A 26,711-nucleotide genomic window follows, 5' to 3' on the forward strand; every position below is an offset into this window, starting at 1 on the left:
CGATGGTCGGGTGGCGGAGGGCACGGGAGCGGCGGCTGGGACGGGCCGGCGGTCCGCTCGTCCTCGCCGGGGGCCTGGTCTGCGCGTGCCTCGCCGGCAGCGCGTGCTCCGGACAGGGGGCCGCCGCCCCGGGGCCGGGCGCCGGTGATCCGGTCGCCGTGCTGCACGGGACCGCGGACCGCCTGGTGGCCGCCGGGAGCGCCAAGACGCGGACCGCGATGGAGATGGCCAGCGGCGGGACCCGCGTGACCATCCGGGGCGAGGGCGTGTACGACTTCACGCGGCGGCTCGGGCGGCTGAAGGTGCGGCTGCCGCAGGACCCGGCCGGCACGAGCGGGCAACGGCCGATCACCGAACTGCTCGCGCCGGGTGCCCTCTACATGAAGAACCGGGGGGCCGGTGTGCCCGACGACAAGTGGGTGCGGGTGGACACCGCCTCGCTGACCGACGGGAACCTGGTGACCGGCGGCGCGACGGACCCCCTCGCCGCAGCCGAGGTGCTGCGGGGGACGCGGACGGCGACGTTCGTGGGGCGCACGGAGGTCGCGGGGACCGCCGTGCGGCACTACCGGGGCACCGCCGATCTCGCGCGGGCGTCGCAGGACGCGTCGGGAGGCAACCGGAAGGCGCTGGCCGCGGCGGCCGAGGGGTTCGCGACCGCCGAGGTGCCGTTCGACGCGTACCTCGACGACGAGGGCCGGATCCGCAAGCTCCGGCACCGCTTCAGCTTCTCCAACGGGCGCGACGAGGGCGAGGTGGCCGTCGCCTCGACGACGCTGCTCTACGATTTCGGCGCCGCCGTCCGCGTACGGCTGCCCGAGGACCGCGACATCTACGCGGGCCGGATCGGAGCGGAGCCCGGCGGGGTGCCGGGTGGCGGCGCCGGTGAGGGGACGGACGGCAAGAACTAGCCCTTCCGTGCCATGCGCGGTGTGTAGGCCGCTCCCTACTCTAGGAAGCCGGTGACGGCAGAGACGAGGTGACGGCGTGGCTCCGGTCGGCGGTACGGCGGTTCAGGACCACGTGGCCCTCGCCGAGATCGAGCTGTGCGGGGAGCTGATCATCGCGGCGTCGGCCGCCCGGGAGCGGCTCAGCCTGGAGAGCATCGACGAAGTGCTGCGCGTGGCCGAGGAACGGCGCTCCGACCCGTAGGTGCCGGGCCGTCCGGCTCGGGGCGGTCAGGTGCGCAGGAGGCGACCGATCGCCTTCGTCGCCTCTTCCACCTTCGCGTCGATCTCGGCGCCGCCCTTGACGGCCGCGTCGGCGACGCAGTGGCGCAGGTGCTCCTCGAGGAGCTGCAGCGCGAAGGACTGCAGGGCCTTGGTGGAGGCGGAGACCTGGGTGAGTATGTCGATGCAGTAGACGTCCTCGTCGACCATGCGCTGCAGGCCGCGGATCTGGCCCTCGATGCGGCGCAGGCGCTTGAGGTGCTCGTCCTTCTGGTGGTGGTAGCCGTGCACACCGCGGTCGTGGTCGGTCACCGCGTCCGCCCCCGTCCCGTCCGTCCCCGTCCCGTTCGTTCCTTCCGGGACCACCGCGTCCACGGCGGGGGAGGGCGCACCTGCGCCGGCCTCTGTGGTCGTCATCGCGTCCTCCTGTGGGAGATGAGGGGGCAGGGCGGGTGGAGTGCACCGACATCGAGCAGATAGCGGACATATACCCCTGGCGGGTATATGGTAACGAACTTTGCGGGGTAGGGGGCCCTTCGCGGAACCCGGCTGCGGCCCCTGGCGTCGCCCCCCTGCTCATCACTCTGCCTGATGGGCGACACTGGGGGACGGCCCGTTAGCCGTGGCCGGATGATGCGCCTAGCATCAGCCTGACCGAAACCGATGCACCCCGAGGAACCCACGTGCGCTTTCGTCTGACCCCCAGGGAGACGAGCTTCTACGACATGTTCGCCGCCTCCGCGGACAACATCGTCACGGGCTCCAAGCTCCTGATGGAACTGCTCGGGGCGGACGCATCCGCCCGGGCCGAGATCGCAGAGCGTATGCGGGCCGCCGAACACGCGGGTGACGACGCCACGCACGCGATCTTCCACCAGCTGAACTCCTCGTTCATCACGCCCTTCGACCGCGAGGACATCTACAACCTCGCCTCCTCCCTCGACGACATCATGGACTTCATGGAGGAGGCCGTCGACCTGGTCGTCCTCTACAACGTCGAGGAACTGCCCAAGGGCGTCGACCAGCAGATCGAGGTGCTGGCGCGGGCCGCCGAGCTGACCGCCGAGGCCATGCCGAACCTGCGCACCATGGACAACCTCACCGAGTACTGGATCGAGGTCAACCGTCTCGAGAACCAGGCCGACCAGGTCCACCGCAAGCTGCTCGCCCACCTCTTCAACGGCAAGTACGAGGCCATCGAGGTGCTCAAGCTGAAGCAGATCGTGGACGTACTGGAAGAGGCGGCGGACGCCTTCGAGCACGTGGCGAACACGGTGGAGACCATCGCGGTCAAGGAGTCCTGACCTCTCCATGGACACCTTCGCTCTGATCGCGACCATCGGGGTCGCGCTCTTCTTCACGTACACCAACGGCTTCCACGACTCGGCGAACGCGATCGCGACGTCCGTGTCGACGCGTGCGCTCACGCCCCGTGCGGCGCTCGCGATGGCCGCCGTGATGAACCTCGCCGGCGCGTTCCTCGGCTCCGGGATCGCCAAGACCGTCAGTGAGGGGCTGATCGAGACGCCCGAGGGCTCGAAGGGGATGGGCATCCTCTTCGCGGCGCTCGTGGGCGCGATCGTCTGGAACCTGATCACCTGGTACTTCGGCCTGCCCTCGTCGTCCTCGCACGCGCTGTTCGGCGGCCTGGTCGGGGCGGCGCTGGCCGGGGGGACGACCGTGTACTGGCACGGGGTCGTCGACAAGATCGTCATCCCGATGTTCCTGTCGCCGGTGATCGGGCTGGTGGCCGGCTACCTCGTGATGACCGCGATCATGTGGATGTTCCGGCGGGCCAACCCGCACAAGGCGAAGCGCGGCTTCCGTATCGCGCAGACGGTGTCGGCGGCCGGCATGGCACTGGGGCACGGGCTCCAGGACGCGCAGAAGACGATGGGCATCGTGGTGATGGCGCTGGTCATCGCCGACGTCGAGGACTACGGCGACCCGATCCCGGTGTGGGTGAAGATCGCCTGTGCGCTGATGCTCTCCGCGGGAACGTACGCGGGCGGCTGGCGGATCATGCGGACGCTGGGACGCAAGATCATCGAGCTGGACCCGCCGCAGGGCTTCGCCGCCGAGACGACGGGCGCCTCGATCATGTTCGGATCGGCCTTCCTCTTCCACGCGCCGATCTCCACCACGCACGTCATCACCTCCGCGATCATGGGTGTGGGAGCCACGAAGCGGGTGAACGCCGTGCGGTGGGGTGTCGCGAAGAACATCATCCTGGGCTGGTTCATCACGATGCCGGCCGCCGCGCTGGTGGCGGCCTGCTCGTTCTGGCTGGTCCACCTGGCGTTCCTGTAGCCGGGAGCGGCCCCGAGGCGGGGCCGCGCGCAACGGAGAGGGCCCGCCCCCGGAGACCGGGGGCGGGCCCTTTGTGCTCCTCGCGGTGGCACCGCCATGCAGCACCGCGAGGGGTCGGGGTTCAGGCCTAGCCGAAGCGGCCCGAGATGTAGTCCTCCGTGGCCTGGACCGACGGGTTGGAGAAGATGCGCTCCGTGTCGTCGATCTCGATCAGCTTGCCGGGCTGGCCGACGGCCGCCAGGTTGAAGAACGCCGTGCGGTCCGAGACGCGGGCCGCCTGCTGCATGTTGTGCGTCACGATGACGATCGTGAAGCGCTCCTTCAGCTCGCCGATCAGGTCCTCGATGGCGAGGGTGGAGATCGGGTCCAGGGCGGAGCAGGGCTCGTCCATGAGCAGGACGTTCGGCTCGACCGCGATCGCGCGGGCGATGCACAGGCGCTGCTGCTGACCGCCGGAGAGGCCGGAGCCCGGCTTGTTCAGGCGGTCCTTGACCTCGTTCCAGAGGTTGGCGCCCCTGAGGGACTTCTCGACGATGTCGTCCAGCTGGGACTTCTTGTACTTGCCGTTCAGGCGCAGGCCCGCCGCCACGTTGTCGTAGACCGACATCGTCGGGAACGGGTTCGGGCGCTGGAACACCATGCCGACCTCGCGGCGCACGGCGACCGGGTCGATGCCGGCGCCGTAGAGGTTCTCGTCGTCCAGCATGACCTTGCCGTCCACCCGGCCGCCCGGGGTGACCTCGTGCATGCGGTTGAGCGTGCGCAGGAAGGTGGACTTGCCGCAGCCGGAGGGGCCGATGAAGGCCGTCACGGAGCGGGGCTCGACGGTCATCGAGATGTCCTCGATGGCCAGGAAGGAGCCGTAGTAGGCGTTGAGGCCGCTGACATCTATGCGCTTGGCCATGGAGATCACTGCTTCTTTCGGGTCGCTGACTGTTGTCGCCTTGGCCGCGTCAGCGACCGGACTTCGGGGCCTTCCAGCGCGCGATGCCGCGGGCGGCCAGGTTGAGGATCATGATGAACGCGATGAGCGTCAGGGCCGCCGCCCAGGCACGGTCGTAGGCCGGGTCGGAGCCCGCGCTGTACTGGAGGTAGATGTACATCGGCAGCGACTCCTGCGGATCCTGGAACGGGTTCGCGTTGATGAAGTCGGTGCCCCAGACCAGCAGCAGCACGGGGGCCGTCTCGCCGGTGATGCGGGCCACGGCCAGCATGACGCCGGTGACGATGCCGCCCATCGACGTCGGGAGGACCACCTTGAGGATCGTGCGCCACTTGGGCACGCCCAGGGCGAGCGACGCCTCACGCAGCTCGTTCGGGACGAGCTTGAGCATCTCCTCGGTGGAGCGGACGACCACCGGGATCATCAGGATGCACAGGGCGAAGGAACCGGCGATGCCGGACGGGCCCATGTCGAGGATCAGGACCCACAGGCTGAGGACGAACAGACCCGCGACGATCGACGGGATGCCCGTCATGACGTCGACGAAGAAGGTGACGGCCTTGGCGAGCCGGCCGCGGCCGTACTCGACCAGGTAGATCGCGGTGAGCACGCCGATCGGCACGGAGAACAGGGTGGCGAGGCCGACCTGCTCCAGGGTGCCGAGGATGGCGTGGTAGATGCCGCCGCCGGGCTCGCTGTCGGCGACCACGCCCATCGAGTGGCTCAGGAAGTAGCCGTCGAGGACCTTCACGCCCTGCTTCAGGGTCTCCCAGATCAGGGAGAGCAGCGGGATCAGCGCCATCAGGAAGGCGACCCAGACCATGCTGGTCGCCACCCGGTCCTTGGCCTGGCGCACGCCCTCGACACGCGCCGAGACGGCGTACGTGCCGGCGACGAAGAGCACCGCGGCGATCAGGGCCCACTGGATGCTGCTGTTCAGCCCGGCCGCTGCGCTGATGCCGAGGCCGGCGAGGACCGAGCCCCCGGCGACCGCCCAGGGGAACCACTTGGGCAGGGTCGCGCCGCGCAGGGAGCTGCGGCTCTTGGGGGTAAGGGTTGCGTGGCTCATGCGTTGGCCCCCGAGTACTCCTTGCGGCGGGCGATGATCATGCGGGCGGCGCCGTTGACCGCCAGGGTGATCACGAAGAGCACCAGGCCGGAGGCGATCAGCGCGTCCTGGCCCATCACGGTCGCCTCGTTGAACTTGCTGGCGATGTTCTGCGCGAAGGTGCCGCCGCCCGGGTCGAGCAGGCTGGGGCTGATGTCGAAGGTCGGCGAGAGGACCATGGCGACGGCCATCGTCTCGCCGAGGGCGCGTCCGAGGCCGAGCATCGAGGCGGAGATGACGCCGGAGCGGCCGAACGGGATCACCGATATCCGGATGACCTCCCAGCGCGTGGCGCCGAGGGCCAGGGCGGCCTCCTCGTGCATGCGCGGGACCTGCCGGAAGACCTCGCGGCTGACGTTGGTGATGATCGGCAGGATCATGATCGCGAGCAGGATGCCCACGGTGAACAGCGAGCGCGGGGCGCCGCCGTTCCACTCCAGGACCCCGGTCCAGCCGAGGTACTCGTCGAGCCAGCCGTAGAGGCCGTTCAGGTGCGGCACGAGCACGAGCGCGCCCCACAGGCCGTAGACGATCGAGGGCACCGCTGCGAGCAGGTCGATCACGTAGGCGATCGGACCGCCCAGTCTGCGCGGCGCGTAGTGCGTGATGAACAGCGCGATGCCGACCGCGATCGGGACCGCGATGACCATGGCGATGATCGACGACACGATGGTGCCGAAGGCCAGGACCGCGATGCCGAACTCGGCCGGGACACCGCTCGGGTTCCACTCGAAGGTGGTGAAGAAGTTGGCCTCGTCCTTGCTGATCGCGAGGGTGGCGCGGTAGGTGAGGAAGGCCGCGATGGCGGCCATGATGATCAGCACCAGGATGCCGGAACCTCGGGAGAGCCCGAGGAAGATCCGGTCGCCGGGGCGGGTGGCGCCGCGGGCGGCGCGCTGGTCCCCGGGGCTGGTGGTCCGGGGTGCGGGGGAGGGTGTCGGCTTCTGGGTGTCCGTAGTTGTGTCCATCGGGTTCTCCGGTCTGCGGAGCCGTCGTGGGCGGCGGCTCGGGCGGAGCCCGCGGGGGCTCCTGGCGGCGGTGCACCGGACGGTGCGGCCCGGCCCCGGGGTGGGGGCCGGACCGCACTCGGGTCAGCTCAGGCCCGAGATGGTCTCGCGGACCTTGGTGATGATCTCGGTGGGCATCGGGGCGTAGCCGGCGTCAGCCAGCAGGCCCTGGCCGTCCTCCGAGGCGACGTAGTTCAGGAAGGACTTGGTGGCGGGCAGGGTCTCCGCCTTGTTGCCCTTGTCGCAGGCGATCTCGTACGTCACCAGGACGATCGGGTAGGCGCCGGCGGCGTCCGGGGTGTAGTCCAGCTCCAGCGCGAGGTCCTTGCCGGTGCCGACGACCTTGGCCGCGCCGATGGCGGCGGTGGCGTTCTCGACGGTGGCCTTGACCGGCTCGGCGGCCTCGGTCTTGACGTCGACCGTCTTGATGCCGTCCTTGGCGTAGGACAGCTCGAAGTACGAGATGGCGCCGGAGGTCTGCTTCACCTGCGCGGCCAGGCCGGAGGAGCCCTGCGCGGACTGGCCGCCCTTGGCCTCCCAGGACTTGCCGCCCTCGTACTTCCAGTCCTCGGGCGCGGCGGCCTTCAGGTACTTGGTGAAGTTGTCCGTGGTGCCGGACTCGTCCGAGCGGTGGAAGGCCTGGATCTTCAGGTCGGGCAGCTTCGCCTCGGGGTTGAGCTTGGCGATCGCCGCGTCGTTCCAGTTGGTGATCTTGCTGTCGAAGATCTTGGCGAGCGTCACGGCGTCCAGGTTGAGGGTGTCGACGCCCGGGACGTTGAAGCCGACCGCGATCGGGCCGCCGACCATCGGGAGGTTGATGGCCTGGCCGTCCTTGCAGACCTTCTTGGAGGCCTCGACCTCTTCGGGCTTGAGCGCGGAGTCCGAACCGGCGAACGCGGTCTGGCCCTGCGTGAAAGCGGTGATGCCCGCGCCCGAGCCGGTCGGGTTGTAGTTGATCTGCACGCCCTTGCAGGCAGCCACGTACTGCTTGACCCAGGCGTCGATCGCGTTCTTCTGGGCGGAGGAGCCGGAGGCCTGGAGCTGGCCCTTGGCGTCCTCGCACTTGATGTTGCTGTTGGCGGCGGCGCTGGCGTCGCCGCCGCCGCCGTTGCCGCTGGTGTCGTCCGAGCCGCACGCCGTGAGGGCCAGGGCGCCGGAGACGGCGAGAGCACCGAGAGCGAGGGCCCGCCGGTTCATGCGCTGAAGCTTCACTGAGGGAGTTCCTTCCAGGAGCCGCCGTCCTGAATCCGGCGGCGTGCGAGGACTGCGATGAAGACTGGGGGATACGGACGCGTTTTCGGGGTGCGCCCCGTATCGGTAAGGCCGAAATTAGGCAGAACAGGTGAAGCCGCCGATGGCCGTAAATGAACGTGGGGTGAACCCCTGAGGTCGGTGCGGTGAGGTCACGGAACGCTTACGTCAAGGACACGGAGTGGTCCCGGGCGGACCGGACTCCAGGAAGGCGTCGACGAGGGCGCGGTCCCGGGGCCGGGTGAGGCGGGCGCGGGCCGCCGCGGGCGCCAGCCACACGATGCGGTCCACCTCGTCGGAGGGGGTGAAGGCGCCGGTGGTGGCCGCCGCGGCCCAGTAGCGGACCTCCTTGGGGCGGCCGTCCACCAGGTAGCGCACGGTGGGCAGCTCGGCGCCCGGTGCGGCGGCGTACCCGGTCTCCTCGGCGACCTCGCGCAGGGCGCCCGCGAGCGCGTCCTCGCCGGGGTGGAGCTTGCCCTTGGGGTGCGACCAGTCGTCGTACTTCGGCCGGTGGACGAGGCACAGTTCCAGGCCGGGGGCGCGGGGGGCGCGACGCCACAGGACGCAGCCCGCGGCGAGGACGGTGGGGGCGGGGGTGTCCTCGGCCGGATTCACGGTGTACTCGCCCTCCCGTACGGTGGCGGTCCTACGGCAGCCTGATCGGTTCCTTGCGCCAGCTGTGCTGGAACGCGTACCTCGCCGCCTCCACCTCATGCCGCTGGTCGGCGTGGAGCACGCCGAGCGCGTACGCGGTCGCCGGGGCGATGCGCGGGGTACGGGCGGCCTGGGCCGCGGCGGCGGCGGCCTCCGAGGCGTCCCGGTGGCGGTTGAGGGCCTCGCCGGCGGCCAGGAGGCGGATGTCCTGGGAGGGGGCCGGGCCCTCGGCGTCCCCGGCGCTCCCGCCGGACAGCACTTCGAGCGCGTACCGGTGCAGGCGCAGCAGCAGACGGACCTGGTGCCACTGGGCGTCCTGCGGGTGGGGTGCCGGGTCCGGGGAGAGGCCGTGGATCAGGGCCTGGGCGTTGTACGGGTTGCCGGCGGTGACGAGGGGGAGGGCGGCCACGGCGTCCGTCAGGCGGGTCTCCGCGGCGGCGGCCAGCGGGCGGAGGTCGGTGGTGGGTGTGGTGGTCTTCCTCAGCGGGACCTCGCTGGCCAGTAAGGCGACCTTGTCGGCGACCGCGTGGAAGCGGCTGCTGCCCAGCGCCTGGAGGGCGGTGGAGTGGGCGCGGGTGCGGGCCAGGGTCAGCTGGCGGTCGAGCAGCGCACCCGCCTTGGCGGCGCCGACGGTGAGGTTGCCGCGGTCCGGGGGCGACTGGTGCGGGGCGGGCACGGTGACCGCCACGGCCGCTGTCCGGCCCTGCTGCCGTGCCGGGAACGCCGAGGACCCCGACAGCCGGTGCAGGGCCTCGAGCAGGCGCTCCAGACGGGACGCGCAGGCGTGCTCCAGGGCCAGCGTGCCGGACAGCCATGCCAGCTCGGGGCGCATGGCCTCCGCCCAGTCGGCGTCCAGCAGGGGCTGGAAGGTGTGCAGCGTGCCGCTGAGGCGGCGGGCCGCCCGGCGCAGGAGGCGGGACGCGTCCACGGGGCCCGCGGGCGGCCTCTCGGCGCCCTGGGCGCCGGGCGTGCCGTGTCCGCCGTGCGGGCCGGTTCCCGTCTCGCGGTGCAGGCGCAGGGCGCGGAGGAACTCCGTGGCCTGGGCGCGCAGGTAGCCGGTGAGGGCCTCCGCGTCCGCGGATGCGGAACGGCCGGGTGCGGAGCGCCCGGGGGCGGCGGCCGGGGGCGCGGCCGTGGCCGTGGCCGGCGGGTCCGTCGGGTCAAGGTGTCGCTGTGCCACGCCGGCGCCTCCGGGCGTCTATGAGCATCTCCTGGATGTTGCGCAGGGGCTGGCCGTCCGCGTCGGTCGCGTGCCGGGTCCACTCGCCGTCAGGGCCGAGGTGCCAGGAGGCGGTGCCGTCGGACATGCCGGTCTCCAGCAGCCGGTTGAGGGCCGCCCGGTGGGCCGGGTCGGCGACCCGTACCAGGGCCTCTATCCGGCGGTCGAGGTTGCGGTGCATCATGTCGGCGCTGCCGAACCAGACCTCCGGCTCGCCGCCGTTGCCGAAGGCGAAGACGCGGGAGTGCTCCAGGAAGCGGCCGAGGACCGAACGGACCCGGATGTTCTCCGACAGCCCCTCCACGCCCGGGCGCAACGCGCAGATGCCGCGCACCCACACGTCGACGGGGACTCCGGCCTGGGACGCCCGGTAGCAGGCGTCGATCAAGGCCTCGTCGACCATCGAGTTGACCTTGATGCGTATGGAGGCGGGGCGGCCGGCGCGGTGGTGCTGGATCTCCTTGTGGATGCGGGAGACCAGGCCGTCGCGCAAGGACTTGGGCGCGACGAGCAGGCGGCGGTAGGTCTCCCGGCGGGAGTAGCCGGAGAGGCGGTTGAACAGGTCGGAGAGGTCCGCGCCGACCTGCGGGTCCGCGGTGAGCAGTCCCAGGTCCTCGTAGAGGCGGGCCGTCTTCGGGTGGTAGTTGCCGGTGCCGACGTGGCTGTAGCGGCGGAGGGTCTCGCCCTCCTGGCGTACGACCAGGGAGAGCTTGCAGTGGGTCTTCAGGCCCACCAGGCCGTAGACCACGTGGCAGCCGGCCTCCTCCAGCTTGCGCGCCCACTTGATGTTGGCGTGCTCGTCGAAGCGGGCCTTGATCTCGACCAGGACCAGGACCTGCTTGCCGGACTCGGCGGCGTCGATCAGCGCGTCGACTATCGGGGAGTCGCCGGAGGTGCGGTACAGCGTCTGCTTGATCGCGAGGACGTCCGGGTCGGCGGCGGCCTGCTCCAGGAAGGCCTGGACGGACGTCGAGAACGAGTCGTACGGGTGGTGCAGCAGGACGTCCCGGCTGCGGACGGCGGCGAAGACGTCCGGCGCGGAGGCGGACTCCACCTCGGCCAGGTCGCGGTGGGTCCCGGCGACGAACTTCGGGTACTTCAGCTCGGGGCGGTCGAGGCCGTGGATGCGGAAGAGGCCGGTGAGGTCGAGGGGGCCGGGGAGCGGGTAGACCTCCGCCTCGCTGATCTTCAGCTCGCGGACGAGGAGGTCCAGGACCTCGCGGTCGACGCTCTCCTCGACCTCCAGGCGCACGGGCGGGCCGAAGCGGCGCCGCATCAGCTCCTTCTCCAGGGCCTGGAGGAGGTTCTCGGTGTCGTCCTCCTCCACCTCCAGGTCCTCGTTGCGGGTGAGGCGGAAGGCGTGGTGCTCCAGGACCTCCATGCCCGGGAACAGCTCTTCGAGGTGGGCCGCGATCACGTCCTCCAGGGGGACGTAGCGGCCCGGGGAGGCCTCCAGGAAGCGGGAGAGCAGCGGCGGGACCTTGACGCGGGCGAAGTGCCGGTGGCCGGTGACCGGGTTGCGGACGACCACCGCGAGGTTCAGGGAGAGACCCGAGATGTACGGGAAGGGGTGCGCCGGGTCGACCGCGAGCGGGGTGAGGACCGGGAAGATCTGGTGCCGGAAGAGGGTGAAGAGGCGGGCCTGTTCCTTCTCCGCGAGTTCGCTCCAGCGGACCAGGTGGATGCCCTCGTCGGCCAGGGCGGGGAGGACGTCCTCCTGGAAGCAGGCGGCGTGCCGGGCCATGAGCTCGCGGGAGCGGGCCCAGATCATCTCCAGCACCTCGCGGGGCTGGAGGCCGGAGGCGGAGCGGGTGGCGACGCCGGTGGCGATGCGGCGCTTGAGGCCGGCGACGCGGACCATGAAGAACTCGTCCAGGTTGCTGGCGAAGATCGCGAGGAAGTTGGCACGCTCCAGGAGGGGGGTGCTCGGGTCCTCGGCGAGTTCGAGCACGCGTTCGTTGAACGCGAGCCAGCTGCGTTCGCGGTCCAGGAAGCGGCCCTGCGGGAGCTGGGCGCCGCCGGCCTGGGACTCCTCCGACTCCTCGTACGCGTCGAGGTCGGCGTCGATGTCGGGCTCCAGGTCGGAGACCGTGGCGGCCACGGTGTGCGGGCGGTGCGCGGCGATGGAGCCCACGGAGGGCTGCGTGTGCTGGACCTCTGCCTGGCTGTTCGGCTGCCTCATGAACCCATTCTTCCGCGCCACGCGCAGGACAGGCGCGTCGGAGGGCGCGGAATGCTCTGCTCCTGGTTGCTCCGGCACGGTCGGCTTCATTCGGTGAGCGTCGCAAGGCAGTCTGAATCGATGGTTACGGGGACATGACGTGTGGGATAGCGGCGGGCGGCCTCCGGCGGTTGGGCGGGGGTGCCTGCGGCGGCCTGTGGGGGGCGGCGGGGGTGTGCGTTGCGCGGTGCGTGCGGTGGGGGGCCGGGGCCACGCCGGGGGGTGTCCGTCCTCGGAACGGCGCGGAACCGGTCGCTTGGAAGGGTGCGGGGTGTTGACGTGCCAACCGCTGCGGGCGGACACCCCCGGCACGGCCCCTTCTCGCCGTACGCGGGTGCGGGTCCTCGCCCACTCGGCTCGGGTCTTCTCGTCGTGTGCGGGTGGGGGTTGTCGCCTTCTCCGGCTCGGGTCTTCTCGTCGTGTGCGGGTGCGGGGTCTCGCCCCCTCGGCGACGGGGTGGAGATTGTCGTTGAGATCGTGAACCGGTCAGGTGGGGTCGTCCGATGAGGTGGTGTGAGCGAGACGAGGAGCGACGGGGAGTTGCTGCGGGCCGTCGCGGACGACGGGGACCGGGGGGCCTTCGAGGAGTTGTACCGCCGGTACGCGCCCTGGCTGACCGCCCGTATGCGCGGCCGGTGTGCCGACGGCGGTGTCGTCGACGACGTCGTGCAGGAGACGTTCCTCGCGGTGTGGCGCGGGAGCGCGCGGTACCGGGAGGACGGTGACGTGGCGGGGTGGCTGTGGCGGATCGGGTCGCGGCGGCTGGTCGACGCGGCGCGCGGTGACGGGGCGCGGGGCCGGTTGCGGCAGGCGCTCGGGCGGCTGCGGCACCGGGAGGAGGCCTCGGCGGAGGAGCGTGTGCTCGCCGGGGTCGAGCACGGGGACCTCGCCGGTGCCCTCGTCCGGCTCTCGCCGGAGCTGCGCGCGGTGCTCCAGGCCACGGTCGTCGACGGGTTGACCACCCGCGAGGCGGCCGTCCTGCTCGGCATCCCGCCGGGCACGGTCAAGACGCGGGCGATGCGCGCCCGCCGGCAGCTGCGGGAGGCGTTGGCATGAGGGACGAGGACAGCCGCCGCCGGGCGGCCTGGCACGTCGACGAGGACGACCTGCGGGCCTATGCCCGGGGGGAGCTGGCGGCGCCCCTGCTGTGGTCCGCCGACACCCACCTGACCGCCTGCGCGCACTGCCGGGCCGTGCTCGCCGGAGTCAGTGACGCGGCCGCCCTGGACGCCGGGTGGGAGCGGCTCGACGCGGAGCTGGACGCGCCCCGGCCGGGGTGGTTCGAGGGACTGCTGGTGCGGTGCGGGGTCGATGACGGCACCGCGCGGCTGCTCGCGGCGACCCCCGTGCTGCGCCGGTCCTGGCTCGGCGCGGTCGTCACCGTACTGCTGACGACCTTCGTCGTGGCCTTCTCGGCGGGCGCGGCCGGTCGGCCCACCCTCTTCCTCGCGCTCGCTCCGCTGCTGCCGCTGGCCGGGGTGGCGCTCGCCTACGGGCCGGCGTTGGACCCGACGTACGAGATGGCGGTCGTCGCGCCCCTGCACGGCTTCCGGCTGCTGATGATCCGCACGGTCGCCGTGCTCGTCGTGGCCCTGGGCACGGGGGCCCTGGCGAGCCTCGCCCTGCCGGGGTTCGAGCTGAGCGCCCTCGCCTGGCTGCTGCCGGGGCTCGCCCTCACCGCGTCCGGGCTCGCGCTGACGCCCCGGCTGGGACCGGTGGGCGCGCCCTCCGCGGTCGCGGGGGCCTGGGTGGCCGTGCTGTCGGTGGCGGGCGCGGCGCGGGCGGCCGACGACGTTCCGCTCGCGCCGTTCACCGCTGCCGGGCAGGGCGTCTGCGGTGCCGTGGCGGTGGCGGGCGTCGGGCTGCTGCTGCTGGTGCGCGACCGGTTCGACACCGCCGTGCGCGGTGCCGCGTGAGGTCCCCCTTCTTCTCCTTCCTCGTTTCCTTCGTGTACGGGAGCACCGTATGAACCCCACCGTCTCCGCCTCCGGGCTCAGCCTCCATTACGGCCGTACCCGCGCCCTCGACGACGTGTCGCTGCGGCTGACGCCGGGCGTCACCGGGCTGCTCGGTCCCAACGGGGCCGGCAAGACCACGCTGCTGCGCGTGCTCGCCACCGCCGTGCCGCCCGAGCGGGGGGCGTTCACCGTGCTCGGGCACGATCCCGGCACCTCGCGCGGGCGGCAGGAGGTGCGGCGGCGGCTCGGGTACCTGCCGCAGACGCCCGGTTTCCACCCGGACTTCACCGCCTTCGAGTTCGTCGACTACGTGGCGATCCTGAAGGAGCTGGCGGACCGTTCCACCCGGCACCGCGAGGTGCGGCGGGTGCTGGAGGAGGTCGACCTGGGGGACGTCCGCGGTCGCCGGATCAAGAAGCTGTCCGGGGGGATGCGGCAGCGGGTCGCGCTCGCGGCCGCGCTGGTGGGCGACCCCGCGTTCCTCGTGCTCGACGAGCCGACCGTCGGGCTGGACCCGGAGCAGCGGATGCGCTTCCGGGAGCTGATCGCCGGGGCGGGGGAAGGCCGGACCGTGCTGCTGTCCACCCACCAGACCGAGGACGTCGCGATGCTCTGCCACCGGGTGGTCGTCATGGCCGCCGGGGCGGTGCGGTTCGACGGCACGCCCGCCGAACTGACCGCACGGGCCGCCGGGCGCGTGTGGAGCAGCGGGGAGCGGGACGCGGGCGCGAAGGCCGGCTGGCGCACGGGCGCGGGGACCTTCCGCAACGTGGGCGATCCGCCTCCGGGAGCGGAGTTGGTCGAACCCGCGCTGGAGGACGGCTACCTGCTCGTCCTCGACGGCGCCGACGCGGAGGTGGCCGCGTGAGCGCCCTGCTGACGGCCGCGGCGCCCGCCGTGGAGGCCGAGCGGCTCGGTGGGGTACGGTCCGTGCTCGCCCTCGCCCGCTTCGAGACGCGCCGGACGCTGACGAGCGTGCCCGTCGTCCTCGCCTTCGTCGCGTACCTCGCCTGGATCGTGTGGCGCGGCCGCAGCTCCTGGGACGGGTACCCGGCCCTCCAGGACGCCGACCGGGCCACCCAGGGCATGCCGATGCTCGTCGGACTGGCGGTCCTGGTGAGCACCAACCTCGGGGTGCTGCGGTCCCTGCGGCACGGCACCGAGGACCACTTCGGGATCCTGGTCGTCCAGCCCTGGCGCCGCACGGCGGCCCACGCGCTGTCCGTCGTGCCGGTCGCCCTGCTGACCGCGGTGTGCGTGGCCGGGCAGTTCGCCTGGGAGGCGCTCAAGCCGGGCGCGGTCGGGCACGGGTCGCCGGCCGAACTGGCCGTCGGACCGCTGACGGTGCTGCTGTTCGGAGCGCTCGGGGTGCTGGCGGCCCGCCTGCTGCCCTCGCCCCTCGCCGCGCCCCTGCTGGTGGTGGTGCTGCTGTTCGCCTTCATGCTCGGTACGGGTCCCAGCGGCGAGGGCGGCATGTCGTGGCTGGCCCCGGCCGTCACCGCGATCAGCTCGGACACCCTGCCCTCCGACCTGCTGGGCCGGCCCGCCGCCTGGCACGCCCTCTACCTGGCGGGCGCCGGCCTGAGCGCCGCCTTCCTCGCCGTGCTCCTCGCCGGCGGGCGCGACCTCGTCGTCCGGGCGGGCACCACCCTGGCCCTCGCGCTGGCGGTCACGGGCGGCGTCCTCCAGGCGGGCGGCGTGTCGCCGTCCCCGGAGCTGACCGCGGCCCGCGAGCGCGCCTCGGTACGGCCGGAGCACACCTGCGTCGAGCACGGCCGCACGACGTACTGCGCGTTCCCGGAATGGGTGCCCCGGACGGAGACCTGGGCCGGTGTCGTGGACCGGGTCAGGTCCCTGGCGGGCGGCTCCGCGCACGACCGGCCGCTCGTCGTACGGCAGCGCATCGAGGCCCGGTACGGCCTGGACAGCGACGCCGCGATCCCCGCGCTGGCCGAACCGGACCAGGTGTCCGTCGGCACCGCCTGGGGCGGCAACCGGGTCCCGGAGTTCTCCAGCGCGGTCGCCGCGGTGCTCGTCGCGGGCACCGAGCAGGCGGCGGGCGAGGTCTGCGACGGGCGGATGGTCACCGTCATGTGGCTCTCCCTCAGCTGGATGGACGACCCGATGGACGCCCTGCGCCGGGTCCGCCTCGACGACAGCGTGCGGGGCTCCGCGATCGTCCTGGCGCCCACCGACCCGCTGAGCATGACGGAGGGCCAGACGGACGTCGTACGGCGCCTGCTGGAGAAGCCGCCCACCGGGGTCGGGGAGCGGGTGAGGACGCACTGGGCCGAGCTGACCTCGCCGGGCGTCACGACGGCCCGGGTCGCCGAACTGCTGGGCGTGGCCGGGCCCGAGAAGGCCGACTCGTGCGAGGAGTGACGCCGGCCCTGGTCGTCCCGGTGGGGCGTACGCTGCCGTGGCGGGCCCTGGCCGCGGCCGGTGCGCTCGGCCTGCTGGTCGCCGCGGTACCGGGCCTGACGGGTGCGGAGCCGACCCCCTGGCAGACGCTCACCCTGCTGCGCGGCACCGCCCTGATCGGCGCGCTCGGTCTGGCCTTCCTGCTCGACGACCCCGCGCGGCACCTCACCGCTCCCGTGCCGACCCGGCGCCCGCTGCGGCAGGCGCTGCGGGTGGCCCTGGTCGCACCGGGCGCGGTGCTGTGGTGGACCGCCGTCCTGCTGCTCGTCCCCTCCGCGTCCCGGCCCCCGGCCGGCGACATCACCCTGGAGGCGGGGACGACGGGCGCCCTGGCGCTCGCCGGTGCCGCGGCGGCCGTACGGCTGTCCGGCGAGGCGCGTCCGGGGCGGGCCGTCGCGGTGGCCCTGCTGCTCGCGGCCGTCCTCACGCCGCTGCTGACGCCGGAGACCTGGGGGTTGTTCGTGGCGCCCGACGATCCGGGGTGGGTGCGGGGGCACGACCGGTGGGCGGTGCTGTGCGCCGCGGCGGTGACGGTGTGGGCGGCCTGCGGGCCGGAGCCGCTGGGGCGGCTGGGGCGGCTGGGGCGGCGGCGCCGGCCGCGCGGCGCGGGCGGACCGGCCTAGCGCGCTCCGCCGGTGGACCGGCCGGGCGCGTGTGGCGTCGGCGGACGGGCCTGGCGCGCTCCGCCGGTGAACCGGCCCGGCGCGCGTCGCTCAGGTCTCCGTGCGGTACATCAGGTCCGTCTCGTGGGTGGTGAAGCCCAGGCGCTCGTAGACGGACACCGCCGCCTTGTTGTCGGCGTCGACGTACAGCATCGCCGTGGGCAGTCCCGCCTCCGCCAGGTGCCTGAGGCCGATGGTCGTCAGGGCCTTGCCCAGGCCGCCGCCCTGCGTGTCGGGGCTGATGCCGAGGACGTACACCTCGCCGAGCCGCTCCTCGGGGTGCACCTTGGTCCAGTGGAAGCCGATCAGCCTGCCGTCCCGCTCGGCCAGGAAGAACCCCGCCGGGTCGAACCACGCCTCGGCCTTGCGGTCGTCGAGGTCCCGCTGGGTGAGGGAGCCCTGCTCGGGGTGGTGGGCGAAGGCGGCGGCGTTCACCGCGAGCCAGGCCGCGTCGTCCCGGCCGGGCACGAAGGTGCGGACGGTCACGCCCTCGGGCAGCTTCGGGTCCGGCAGGTCCAGACCGGCCAACGGGCGCCGCATCTGGCGCAGTTCGCGGAAGAGGGTCAGTCCGAGCACCTGCGCGAGGTGCCGGGCGGCGGAGTGGCCGCCGTGCGCCCAGACCCGCAGCCGCTTGCCGGAGGCGGCGAGCAGCGCGGCGCCCAGCGCCCGGCCGTGGCCCTGGCCCCGGTGCGAGGGGTGGACGACCAGCTCCGCGGCCGGGGGCTCGATCGGGTCGGTGCCCTCCAGCTGGGCGTAGCCCACGAGGTCGCCGCCGTTCACGGAGAGCAGCAGGTGCGAGACGCCCTCCCGCGCGGGTCCGCGCAGTTGCAGCCGGCCCTGCTCGGACACGGCCTGCTGCCCGTCCCTGCGGGCGGCCTCGGCGAGCAGGGCGAGGACGGCGTCGGTCTGCTCCGGGGTGAGTTCGGCGAGGGTCTCGATCGAGCGGGGGCGGCCGGGCCGCACGGAGTCGTCGCTGGTCATGCGTACGAGGGTAAGGGGCGGCCGCGGCAAAGCGGTGGCAGCCGGGGACGAGCAAGGTAAACCAGGATGTAACCCGGAAACCCCTGTCGCGCTACGCGCGTTGACTCTAGGCTGCTGCGCCGGCGAGCCGTCTCCTCAGCGGCTCGCGTCACGCACACCCACAGGGGGGCGCATGCCAGCCACAGCACAGTCGCACCAACCGCGCCGCGGACGCCGTACGAGCCGTCTCCTCGCCGTCGCCGCCACCGTCGTCACCGCCGGCGCGCTCGCCGCCGCGGCTCTGCCCGCCTCGGCGAACGCGGGCGACGGCGAGCGGGGACACGGCGGCCACGGGCACGGGACCGGCCGCTACCAGGACGTCCAGCTCCTCTCCTTCAACGACCTGCACGGCAACCTGGAACCGCCGGCCGGCTCCTCCGGCCGGGTCACCGAGGTGCAGCCCGACGGCACGACGAAGACGATCGACGCGGGTGGCGTCGAGTACCTGGCCACGCACCTGCGCGAGGCGCGCAAGGGCAACCGCTACTCCGTCACCGCGGCCGGCGGCGACATGGTCGGCGCGTCCCCGCTGCTCTCCGGCCTGTTCCACGACGAGCCGACCATCGAGGCGCTGAACGCCCTCGACCTGGACGTGACGAGCGTCGGCAACCACGAGTTCGACGAGGGCGCCAAGGAGCTGGCCCGCCTCCAGAACGGCGGCTGCCACCCCACCGAGGGCTGCTACACGGACAAGCGCTTCAAGGGCGCCGACTTCCCGTACCTGGCGGCGAACGTCCTGGACGAGAAGACCGGGAAGCCCCTCCTCAAGCCCTACTGGGTGTGGAAGGAGAAGGGCGTCAAGGTCGGCTTCATCGGCGTGACCCTGGAGGGCACCCCGGACGTCGTCTCGGCGGAGGGCGTCAAGGGCCTGTCCTTCAAGGACGAGGTCGAGACGATCAACAAGTACGCCGAGGTGCTCCGGCGCCAGGGCGTGAAGTCGATCGTCGCCCTGGTCCACGAGGGCGGCTTCCCGGCGTCGACGTCCTACAACTACGACTGCGACTCCCCGGGCGCCGGCGACGGCGTCTCCGGTCCGATCGTCGACATCGCGAAGAACGTCACGCCCCAGGTCGACGCGCTGGTCACCGGCCACACCCACAACGCGTACGTCTGCACGATCCCCGACCCGGCGGGCCGGCCCCGCATGGTCACGTCGGCCTCGTCCTTCGGCCGCCTCTACACGGACACGACGCTGACGTACGACCGCCGCACCGGTGACATCGCCCGTACGTCGGTGAAGTCGGCCAACCACGTGGTGACGCGGGACGTCCCGAAGGCACCGGACATGACCCGCCTGATCGGCCGGTGGAACACCCTCGCCGCCCCGATCGGCAACCGCCCCATCGGCTACATCGCCGGCGACATCTCCCGTGACGGCACCGAGTCCCCGCTCGGCGACCTGATAGCGGACGCGCAACTCGCGTACGGCAGGTCCCAGGACCCGGAGACCGACCTGGCCCTGATGAACCCGGGCGGCATCCGCGCACCCCTGACCCACGCGTCCACGGGCAGCGAGGGCGACGGCGTCGTCACCTACGCCGAGGCCTTCGCCGTCCAGCCCTTCGCCAACACCGTGAACCTCCAGGACTACACGGGCGCCCAGCTCGTCCAGGTCCTCAAGGAGCAGGTGAGCGGCCCGAACGAGGCGGCCCCCAAGATCCTCCAGGTCTCGTCCGGTCTGACCTACACCCTGGACCTGACGAAGACGGGCGCGGACCGCGTCGTGGCGGACTCCATCCGCCTGAACGGCTCCCCGATCGACCCGGCGGCCACCTACCGCGTCGCGTCGAACAGCTTCCTCGCGGGCGGCGGCGACGGCTTCCCGACCCTCGGCGAGGGCGCGAACGAACTCGTCGGCGCGGACGACCTGACGGCGCTGGAGCAGTACCTGACGGCCAACTCCTCGGCAGCCGACCCGATCACGGTGCCGACGGCGGACCGGATCACGGTCGTGCGGTAGGCCCCGCACGGCTCAGCGCATTGAAGGGGCCCGGTATCCCGCAGCACCGTGCGGGGTCGCCGGGCCCCTTCGGAACCTCGGCGTCCGTCCCGTACGGGACTCGCACGACTCCCAGCCAGTCGCCCGGCTACCGGACCTGGCGCTGTCGCCGTCGGAATCGCTGACGTTCCTCAGGGACGTACCGGAGGAGCACCGATCATGAAGCACACCCCGGACCTCGGCGACGTCACCTGGCGCAAGTCCTCCTACAGCGACGGGGGCGGGACGAACTACGTCGAGGTCGCCGACGGCTGCCCCGGCCTCGTCCCCGTGCGCGACAGCAAGGTGCCGGAGGGGCGGGCGCCGGTCTTCGGGGCCGGGTCGTGGGGGGCGTTCCTGGCGGGCATGCCGGGGCGGCCCTCGTAGGCGGCGCCCCTCACGGCACCTCCGGCGGCGGCACCGGCGCCCCCGGCAGCCGTACCGTCGCGGTCGTGCCGCCCCCCTCCGCCGGGGTCAGGCGCACCTCGCCGCCCGCCTGCTGCACCGTGCGGGCCACGATGGACAGGCCCAGGCCCGAGCCGGGCAGCGCGCGGGCCGACGGGGAGCGCCAGAAGCGGTCGAAGACGTGGGGGAGTTCGTCGGCGGGGATGCCGGGGCCGTGGTCGCGGACGGTAAGGACGCCGTCGGCGAGACGTACGTCGACGGTGCCGGACTCGGGGCTGAACTTCACCGCGTTGTCGAGGATGTTGACGACCGCGCGTTCCAGCGCGGCCGGTTCCGCCCGTACGTACCAGGGGTGGACGTCCGCCGTGAGGGTCAGCTCCGGACCGCGCAGGCGGGCGCGACGCAGGGCCGACTCGACGACGTCGTGCCAGGCGAGGATGCGGGCGCGGCCCGCGTGCTGGTCGGTGTCGGGGCGGGAGAGTTCCTGGAGGTCGCCGATCAGCGCCGCCAGTTCCGTCATCTGGGCCTTCACCGAGGCGAGCAGCGCCTTGCGGTCGGCTTCGGGGATCGGGCGGCCGGTCTCCTCGCTGCGGGTGAGGAGTTCGATGTTGGTGCGCAGGGAGGTGAGGGGGGTGCGCAGCTCGTGGCCCGCGTCGGCGATGAGCTGCTGTTGCAGGTCGCGGGAGCTGGCCAGGGAGGAGGTCATGCTGTTGAAGGAACGGGAGAGGCGGGCGATCTCGTCCTCGCCGCCGTCCTCGACGGGGATGCGGATGGTGAGGTCCTCGGTGCGGGCGACGTGTTCGACGGCCTCGGTGAGTTCGTCGACGGGGCGCAGACCGGCCCGGGCCACGGTGAGGCCGGCGGCTCCGGAGCCGATGACTCCGACACCGGAGACGATGAGGAGGACCCAGACCAGGGAGGAGAGGGGCTTGGTCACGTCCGCGACCGGCTTGGCGATGGAGACGGCGATGCCCGGCTGCACCTGGCCGGTGGTCGCGTCCAGGACCCGCTGGGTGAAGACGCGCATGGTGGTGCCGTCGGTGGTCCGCGCGGTGTGCAGCGCGTCCTTCGTCCGGCCGTCGGCGACGCCCAGGTCCGCGTCCTGGACGCGCAGCTCCTCGTCGCCGGGATTGACGCAGGTCGAGCCGTCCGAGTAGAGGATGGTGACGACGGGGGCGTTCGGCACCTGGGGAAGTTCCTGCGGCGTTCCGGACTGGCAGTTGCGCAGCATGCTGTTCAGCAGCCCCCGGGACACCTGCTCGCTGCGCAGTTGGTCGTCCAGCTGCTGGTACAGCTGGTCGCGGACCAGGAACCAGCACGTCACCGAGACCGCGGCGACCGCGAACGCCACCGCCGCCGCCACCAGCAGCGCCAGGCGCGAGCGCAGCGGCAGGGTGCGGAGGCGCCGGACCAGTCTCCTCACTCCGCGCCGCCCTGCCGCAGGACGTACCCGACGCCGCGCACGGTGTGCACCAGGCGCGGTTCGCCCGCCGCCTCGGTCTTGCGGCGCAGGTACATGACGTACACGTCGAGGGAGTTGGAGGACGGCTCGAAGTCGAAGCCCCAGACCGCCTTCAGGATCTGCTCCCGGGTGAGCACCTGGCGCGGGTGCGCCATGAACATCTCCAGCAGGGTGAACTCGGTGCGGGTCAGCTCGACCGGCCGCCCGCCCCGCACGACCTCCCGCGTCGCCAGGTCCATGGTCAGGTCGGCGAAGGTCAGGGTGTCGTCGTTGCCGTGGGCGGCGTCGACGGCGGCCGCGTAGGAGCTGCGCCGCAGCAGCGCGCGGATGCGGGCGAACAGCTCGTCCAGCTCGAAGGGCTTGACCAGGTAGTCGTCGGCGCCGGCGTCGAGGCCGGTCACCCGGTCGCCGACGGTGTCACGGGCCGTGAGCATCAGGATCGGGGTGAGGTCGCCCGCGCCACGGATCCGGCGGGCGGCGGTCAGGCCGTCCATGCGGGGCATCTGGATGTCGAGGACGACCAGGTCGGGCCGGTACGCCGCCGCCTTCTGGAGGGCGTCGGCGCCGTCGACGGCGACCTCGGTGTCGTATCCCTCGAAGGCGAGGCTGCGCTGGAGGGCCTCGCGGACCGCCGGCTCGTCGTCGACGATCAGGATGCGCCGGGTCTCACGGTCGCGGTCGCCTTCTGCGGGGCTCATGGGCTCGGGTCCTCGGATGCGATGGGGTACGGGCTGCCGACGCCTTCAGCGTCGCACGTTCGCGGGCCCGCTCAGCCGTCGGCACCGGCTCGCAGCGCGGACAGGTCGGCCTTGACGGTGTTGATCGGGATGGCGAAGCCGAGACCGACGCTGCCCGCACTGGCGGAGGACTCGGTCGCCGAGTACATCGCGGAGTTGATGCCGATGACGTTGCCGTTCATGTCGATCAGGGCGCCACCGGAGTTGCCCGGGTTGAGCGAGGCGTCCGTCTGGATCGCCTTGTACGTCGTGGTGGACGAGCCGGTGTCGCCGTTGAACTCCTGACCGCCGAACTCGAACGGCCAGCCACCGCCCTGCCCCTGTCCTTGCCCCTGCTGTTGCTGCTGTTGCCCCTCGTCCGTCGAGACGGTCACGTCGCGGTCCAGGGCCGAGACGATGCCGCTGGTCACGGTGCCGGTCAGGCCCTCCGGGGAGCCGATCGCGACGACCTGGTCACCGACCCCGACCCCGTCGGAGTCGCCGAGGGTCGCGGCCTTCAGGCCGGAGGCGTCCTCCAGCTTGATCAGCGCGAGGTCCTTGCTGCTGTCGGTGCCGACCACCCGGGCGGTGTACTGCTTGCCGTCGCTGGTCGTGACCTTGACGGAGTCGGCGCCGGCGACGACGTGGTTGTTGGTGATGAGCTCGCCGTCACCCGTGATGATCACGCCGGAGCCGGTGGAGGAGCCGGCGTTCGAGGTGGCGCTGATCTCGACGATGCTCGGGCTGACCGCCTCGGCGACCCCGGAGACCGTGCCCTTCTGGCTGGACGGCACCACGTTGGTGCTGGTGGAGCTGGAGGCGACGGTGTCGGCGCCGGTCAGCTCCTGGATGCCGTACGCGGTGCCGCCGCCGACGGCCGCCGCGACGATCGCCACGGCCGCGAGGAGGGCGGCGGGACCGCGACGGACCGTGCGCCTGCGGCGGGGCTGCTCGGGCTGCACGGGACCGTCGGTGAAGGCGGCGGGCGGCTGGGCCGGCGGGGGCGGCCACTCGGGGCTGACGGGAGAGGAGGCGTGCTGCTGGGTTCCCTGGTACGGGTGCGCGTGCTCGTACTCGCCGTTCCGGCGGAGGCTCTCGGTCATGTTCATGAGCTTCCCGCCCCCGGATGAGAACGGCCTGAGTGCTGTCTGAGAAGCCCGGCAGAACCTCGTATGCCCGATGTAAAGACAGGCGGAGGGCCTGCCGGACGGCGCCGGGCGGGTCCTACGCGCAGCCGCAGGACTGCCGTACGACCAGCTGCGACGGGAACACCTTCAGCCGCTCCCGCCGGGAGCCCGCCACCCGCAGGCCGTCGTCCAGGACCAGGTCCACGGCCTCCCGCGCCATCGCCGACCGGTCCGAGGCGACCGTCGTCAGCGGCGGGTCCGCCAGGGCCGCCTCCTTGATGTCGTCGAACCCGGCCACCGCCAGCTCGCCGGGCACGTCGATGCGCAGCTCGCGCGCCGCGCGCAGCAGGCCGATCGCCTGGTCGTCGGTGGAGCAGAAGATCGCGGGCGGCCGCTGCGGGCCGGCGAGCAGCTCCAGCGCCACGCGGTACGCGTCGTAGCGGTTGTACGGCGCCTCGAAGAGCCGGCCCTCGGTGGAGAGCCCGGCCTCCTTCATCGCCCGCTTCCAGCCCTCGACGTGGTCGGAGACCGGGTCGCCGACGGACGGCGTCTCGGCGGTGCCGCCCATGCAGGCGACGTACTCGTACCCGTGCTCCAGCAGGTGGCGCACGGCGAGCTGCGCGCCGCCGAGGTCGTCGGTGACGACGGCGACGTCGTCGATGGCCTCGGGCCGCTCGTGCAGCAGGACCACCCGGGCGTCCCAGGCGTCGATCTCGGCCGCGGCCAGGTCGTTCAGGGCGTGGCTGACCAGGATCAGGCCGGACACCCGCATGCCGAGGAAGGCACGCAGGTAGTGGACCTCGCGTTCGCCGACGTAGTCGGAGTTGCCGACGAGGACCATCTTCCCGCGCTCGGAGGCGGCCCACTCGACCGCGTGCGCCATCTCCGCGAAGAAGGGCTGGCGGGCGTCCGGCACGATCAGGCCTATGAGGTCCGTGCGCCGCGACGCCATGGCCTGGGCGACCCGGTCCGGCCGGTACCCCAGTTCCTTGATCGCGGCGAGGACACGCTCGCGCGTGGCCGGGGCGACCGGCCGGGGTCCGTTGTTGATGACATAGCTGACGACGGCGGTGGAAGTCCCCGCCAGCCGCGCCACGTCATCCCGAGTCACCTTGGCCACGCGCGGAGTCTACGCGGATGGATGCGCCCCGGGCAGGGCGTACCACCCCTTGGTTCATACCTTGGTGGAAGCCCTCGCCTCGGCCCCCTCGGCCGCGCGCTCCGCCTTCTCCGCCTTGTCGGTCTTGTCTGCCTTCTCGGGCTTCTCGGGCTTCTCCGGCGTGACGAAGCGGTAGCCGACGTTGCGGACGGTACCGATCAGCGACTCGTGCTCGGGGCCGAGCTTGGCGCGCAGCCGCCGGACGTGCACGTCGACCGTGCGGGTGCCGCCGAAGTAGTCGTACCCCCACACCTCCTGGAGGAGCTGGGCGCGGGTGAAGACCCGGCCCGGGTGCTGGGCGAGGTACTTCAGCAGCTCGAACTCCTTGAAGGTCAGGTCCAGGACCCGGCCCTTGAGCTTGGCGGAGTACGTGGCCTCGTCGACCGACAGGTCGCCGTTGCGGATCTCCATGGGGGAGTCGTCGGCGACGATCTGCTGGCGGCCCATGGCGAGGCGCAGCCGGGCCTCGACCTCGGCCGGGCCGGCGGTGTCCAGCAGCACGTCGTCGATGCCCCAGTCGGCGGTGACGGCGGCGAGGCCGCCCTCGGTGACGACGAGGACCAGCGGACAGCTGAGCCCCGTGGAGCGCAGCAGCTGGCACAGGCTGCGCACCTGGGGAAGGTCACGGCGCCCGTCGACGAGGATGACGTCGGCGCCGGGGGTGTCGACGAGGGCGGGGCCCTCCGCGGGCGCCACCCGGACGTTGTGCAGCAGCAGGCCGAGGGCGGGAAGCACCTCCGTCGACGGCTGGAGCGCGTTGGTCAGGAGCAGCAGAGAACTCATCGCGCCCCACCTGCCTGGGTCGTCTCACGGTCGTGCACGGTTCGCTCGCCCATAACGTCTGGTTCCTCCTCGGTCCCTGCGAGGACGTTTACGGCACTGCTTCGTACGGGTGCGGATCCCGTGCCCGTGGGGCCCGCTGCGCGGCCGGGAGGTGAACGCTCGGCGATCGCTCGGCGACCGCCGCGCAACGCTCCCGGAAGCACAAAAGGACCCGGGGGCTACGTTGCCCGAGTCCTCTGCCCAGCAGAATAGCCGACATGAGCAACCGCCGGGCGGGACATGTGGCGCGTCCCACCATTCGTCCACATCCCGAGACGCCTTCCGAGACGTCCTCCGGGACGCCGCGCCGCACGTCCGCACGCACCTTCCTCCGCGCCTCGGACGGGGTGCCGATCGACGCCGTGTACGCGCCGGGCGCGGCCGGTCGCGACACCCCCGACCTGGTCTTCGTCGTCGCGCACGGGTTCACGGGGGACGCGGACCGCCCGCATGTACGGCGGATCGCCAAGGCCCTCGCGCACCACGGCGCGGTGGTCACGTTCTCCTTCCGCGGGCACGGCGCCTCCGGCGGACGGTCGACCGTCGGCGACCGCGAGGTGCTGGACCTGGCGGCGGCGGTCGCCTGGGCCCGCGGCTTCGGGCACGCGCGCGTGGTGACCGTCGGCTTCTCCATGGGCGGCTCGGTGGTGCTGCGCCACGCCGCGCTGTCCGGCGACGACGTCGGGCCGGGTCCGGACGCCGTCGTGTCGGTGAGCGCCCCCGCCCGCTGGTACTACCGGGGGACGGCACCGATGCGCCGGCTGCACTGGCTGGTCATGCGGCCCACGGGGCGCCTGGTGGGCCGCTACGGCCTGCGCACCCGCATCCACCACCGGGACTGGGACCCGGTGCCGCTGTCGCCGGTGGAGGCCGCGGGGCGGATCGCGCCGACGCCGCTGCTGGTCGTGCACGGGGACCGGGACGGCTACTTCCCCCTCGATCACCCCCGGATGCTGGCCGAGGCGGCCGGTGACCACGGGGAACTCTGGGTGGAGCCGGGGATGGGCCACGCCGAGCACGCGTCCGGCGAGGAGCTGCTGCACAGGATCGGCGCCTGGGCCGTGGCCCGGGCGGGCTAGCCTGGCGGTGTTCACCGCCG

Annotated in this window: 26 protein-coding genes; 12 read left to right on the forward strand and 14 right to left on the reverse strand. The window is 72.6% G+C overall.

Annotated features, from left to right (window positions below; all coding sequences use genetic code 11):
• The first annotated feature begins 2 nt into the window (after nucleotides 1-2).
• Nucleotides 3-911 carry an SCO4651 family lipoprotein gene (locus ACZ6EG_RS26730; RefSeq protein ID WP_391971363.1) on the forward strand — a complete coding sequence of 303 codons (909 nt, stop codon included), beginning with the start codon at nucleotides 3-5 and terminating at the stop codon, nucleotides 909-911.
• Nucleotides 912-987: 76 nt separating this feature from the next.
• On the forward strand, nucleotides 988-1,152 hold the full coding sequence (locus tag ACZ6EG_RS26735; protein ID WP_356608670.1) for a hypothetical protein: 165 nt from the start codon (nucleotides 988-990) through the stop codon (nucleotides 1,150-1,152).
• A 26-nt stretch (nucleotides 1,153-1,178) separates the two neighbouring features.
• Here the strand turns inward: ACZ6EG_RS26735 and ACZ6EG_RS26740 are convergent, their stop codons facing one another.
• Entirely contained in the window at nucleotides 1,179-1,586 is a 408-nt protein-coding gene (locus tag ACZ6EG_RS26740) for a metal-sensitive transcriptional regulator (RefSeq protein WP_469608222.1), read from the reverse strand.
• 266 nt (nucleotides 1,587-1,852) lie between these two features.
• Between ACZ6EG_RS26740 and ACZ6EG_RS26745 the strand changes: the two genes are divergently transcribed.
• Both ACZ6EG_RS26745 and ACZ6EG_RS26750 read left to right on the forward strand, forming a co-directional pair.
• On the forward strand, nucleotides 1,853-2,473 hold the full coding sequence (locus ACZ6EG_RS26745; RefSeq protein ID WP_053133402.1) for a DUF47 domain-containing protein: 621 nt from the start codon (nucleotides 1,853-1,855) through the stop codon (nucleotides 2,471-2,473).
• A 7-nt stretch (nucleotides 2,474-2,480) separates the two neighbouring features.
• Nucleotides 2,481-3,479, forward strand: a complete 999-nt coding sequence (locus ACZ6EG_RS26750; RefSeq protein ID WP_053133398.1) for an inorganic phosphate transporter — start codon at nucleotides 2,481-2,483, stop codon at nucleotides 3,477-3,479.
• A 127-nt stretch (nucleotides 3,480-3,606) separates the two neighbouring features.
• Here ACZ6EG_RS26750 and pstB read toward each other — a convergent pair whose 3' ends face one another.
• The 7 genes from pstB to ACZ6EG_RS26785 form a co-directional block, all read right to left on the reverse strand.
• Nucleotides 3,607-4,383, reverse strand: a complete 777-nt coding sequence (pstB, locus tag ACZ6EG_RS26755) for a phosphate ABC transporter ATP-binding protein PstB (protein ID WP_190166564.1) — start codon at nucleotides 4,381-4,383, stop codon at nucleotides 3,607-3,609.
• A 49-nt stretch (nucleotides 4,384-4,432) separates the two neighbouring features.
• Nucleotides 4,433-5,491, reverse strand: a complete 1,059-nt coding sequence (gene pstA / locus ACZ6EG_RS26760) for a phosphate ABC transporter permease PstA (RefSeq protein WP_391971361.1) — start codon at nucleotides 5,489-5,491, stop codon at nucleotides 4,433-4,435.
• Nucleotides 5,488-6,498, reverse strand: a complete 1,011-nt coding sequence (gene pstC, locus ACZ6EG_RS26765) for a phosphate ABC transporter permease subunit PstC (protein WP_469608227.1) — start codon at nucleotides 6,496-6,498, stop codon at nucleotides 5,488-5,490. Before pstC ends, pstA begins: the two co-directional genes overlap by 4 nt.
• A gap of 123 nt (nucleotides 6,499-6,621) precedes the next feature.
• Nucleotides 6,622-7,749 (reverse strand): phosphate ABC transporter substrate-binding protein PstS, encoded by a 1,128-nt coding sequence (gene pstS, locus ACZ6EG_RS26770; RefSeq protein WP_391971359.1) that lies wholly within the window; start codon nucleotides 7,747-7,749, stop codon nucleotides 6,622-6,624.
• A gap of 207 nt (nucleotides 7,750-7,956) precedes the next feature.
• The gene (locus ACZ6EG_RS26775; RefSeq protein WP_391971358.1) at nucleotides 7,957-8,403 is read right to left on the reverse strand and encodes an NUDIX hydrolase; all 447 of its coding nucleotides are present in this window, start codon (nucleotides 8,401-8,403) and stop codon (nucleotides 7,957-7,959) included.
• Between the two features lie 31 nt (nucleotides 8,404-8,434).
• Nucleotides 8,435-9,622, reverse strand: a complete 1,188-nt coding sequence (locus ACZ6EG_RS26780) for a CHAD domain-containing protein (protein WP_469608232.1) — start codon at nucleotides 9,620-9,622, stop codon at nucleotides 8,435-8,437.
• Nucleotides 9,603-11,843, reverse strand: a complete 2,241-nt coding sequence (locus ACZ6EG_RS26785; RefSeq protein ID WP_391971356.1) for an RNA degradosome polyphosphate kinase — start codon at nucleotides 11,841-11,843, stop codon at nucleotides 9,603-9,605. Before ACZ6EG_RS26785 ends, ACZ6EG_RS26780 begins: the two co-directional genes overlap by 20 nt.
• Before the next feature lie 552 nt (nucleotides 11,844-12,395).
• Between ACZ6EG_RS26785 and ACZ6EG_RS26790 the strand changes: the two genes are divergently transcribed.
• From ACZ6EG_RS26790 to ACZ6EG_RS26810, 5 genes are read left to right on the forward strand one after another with little or no spacing between them, the layout of a single operon-like run.
• A complete protein-coding gene (locus ACZ6EG_RS26790; RefSeq protein ID WP_383650439.1) occupies nucleotides 12,396-12,938 on the forward strand; it encodes an RNA polymerase sigma factor in 543 nt (180 codons plus the stop codon).
• Nucleotides 12,935-13,798 (forward strand): cupin domain-containing protein, encoded by an 864-nt coding sequence (locus ACZ6EG_RS26795; RefSeq protein WP_361019085.1) that lies wholly within the window; start codon nucleotides 12,935-12,937, stop codon nucleotides 13,796-13,798. Before ACZ6EG_RS26790 ends, ACZ6EG_RS26795 begins: the two co-directional genes overlap by 4 nt.
• Before the next feature lie 49 nt (nucleotides 13,799-13,847).
• Nucleotides 13,848-14,708: an ABC transporter ATP-binding protein gene (locus tag ACZ6EG_RS26800; RefSeq protein WP_391971355.1), complete on the forward strand. Its 861-nt coding sequence runs from the start codon at nucleotides 13,848-13,850 to the stop codon at nucleotides 14,706-14,708.
• Entirely contained in the window at nucleotides 14,705-16,222 is a 1,518-nt protein-coding gene (locus ACZ6EG_RS26805) for an ABC transporter permease (protein ID WP_469608238.1), read from the forward strand. Before ACZ6EG_RS26800 ends, ACZ6EG_RS26805 begins: the two co-directional genes overlap by 4 nt.
• On the forward strand, nucleotides 16,210-16,884 hold the full coding sequence (locus ACZ6EG_RS26810) for an ABC transporter (protein WP_469608240.1): 675 nt from the start codon (nucleotides 16,210-16,212) through the stop codon (nucleotides 16,882-16,884). Before ACZ6EG_RS26805 ends, ACZ6EG_RS26810 begins: the two co-directional genes overlap by 13 nt.
• Nucleotides 16,885-16,974: 90 nt before the next feature.
• Here ACZ6EG_RS26810 and mshD read toward each other — a convergent pair whose 3' ends face one another.
• Complete coding sequence (mshD, locus tag ACZ6EG_RS26815) at nucleotides 16,975-17,904, reverse strand: mycothiol synthase (protein ID WP_469608243.1); 930 nt, start codon at nucleotides 17,902-17,904, stop codon at nucleotides 16,975-16,977.
• A gap of 172 nt (nucleotides 17,905-18,076) precedes the next feature.
• Here mshD and ACZ6EG_RS26820 point away from each other — a divergent pair, with 172 nt between their 5' ends.
• A complete protein-coding gene (locus ACZ6EG_RS26820) occupies nucleotides 18,077-19,903 on the forward strand; it encodes a bifunctional metallophosphatase/5'-nucleotidase (RefSeq protein ID WP_469608246.1) in 1,827 nt (608 codons plus the stop codon).
• Between the two features lie 198 nt (nucleotides 19,904-20,101).
• A complete protein-coding gene (locus ACZ6EG_RS26825; protein ID WP_469608249.1) occupies nucleotides 20,102-20,308 on the forward strand; it encodes a DUF397 domain-containing protein in 207 nt (68 codons plus the stop codon).
• A gap of 10 nt (nucleotides 20,309-20,318) precedes the next feature.
• On the opposite strand, the gene ACZ6EG_RS26830 is transcribed toward ACZ6EG_RS26825, so the two are convergent.
• From ACZ6EG_RS26830 to ACZ6EG_RS26850, 5 genes are all read right to left on the reverse strand, one after another.
• Complete coding sequence (locus ACZ6EG_RS26830) at nucleotides 20,319-21,749, reverse strand: sensor histidine kinase (protein WP_469608252.1); 1,431 nt, start codon at nucleotides 21,747-21,749, stop codon at nucleotides 20,319-20,321.
• Entirely contained in the window at nucleotides 21,746-22,486 is a 741-nt protein-coding gene (locus ACZ6EG_RS26835; protein WP_356608630.1) for a response regulator transcription factor, read from the reverse strand. Before ACZ6EG_RS26835 ends, ACZ6EG_RS26830 begins: the two co-directional genes overlap by 4 nt.
• A gap of 71 nt (nucleotides 22,487-22,557) precedes the next feature.
• Nucleotides 22,558-23,613: a S1C family serine protease gene (locus ACZ6EG_RS26840; RefSeq protein ID WP_469608257.1), complete on the reverse strand. Its 1,056-nt coding sequence runs from the start codon at nucleotides 23,611-23,613 to the stop codon at nucleotides 22,558-22,560.
• Between the two features lie 115 nt (nucleotides 23,614-23,728).
• Nucleotides 23,729-24,751 (reverse strand): LacI family DNA-binding transcriptional regulator, encoded by a 1,023-nt coding sequence (locus ACZ6EG_RS26845; RefSeq protein WP_383650414.1) that lies wholly within the window; start codon nucleotides 24,749-24,751, stop codon nucleotides 23,729-23,731.
• Between the two features lie 54 nt (nucleotides 24,752-24,805).
• A complete protein-coding gene (locus ACZ6EG_RS26850) occupies nucleotides 24,806-25,573 on the reverse strand; it encodes a response regulator transcription factor (protein ID WP_391971347.1) in 768 nt (255 codons plus the stop codon).
• Nucleotides 25,574-25,830: 257 nt separating this feature from the next.
• Here ACZ6EG_RS26850 and ACZ6EG_RS26855 point away from each other — a divergent pair, with 257 nt between their 5' ends.
• A complete protein-coding gene (locus ACZ6EG_RS26855; protein ID WP_391971346.1) occupies nucleotides 25,831-26,691 on the forward strand; it encodes an alpha/beta hydrolase in 861 nt (286 codons plus the stop codon).
• The last annotated feature ends 20 nt before the right edge of the window (nucleotides 26,692-26,711 follow it).

It is taken from the genome of Streptomyces sp. NPDC041968, assembly GCF_055589025.1.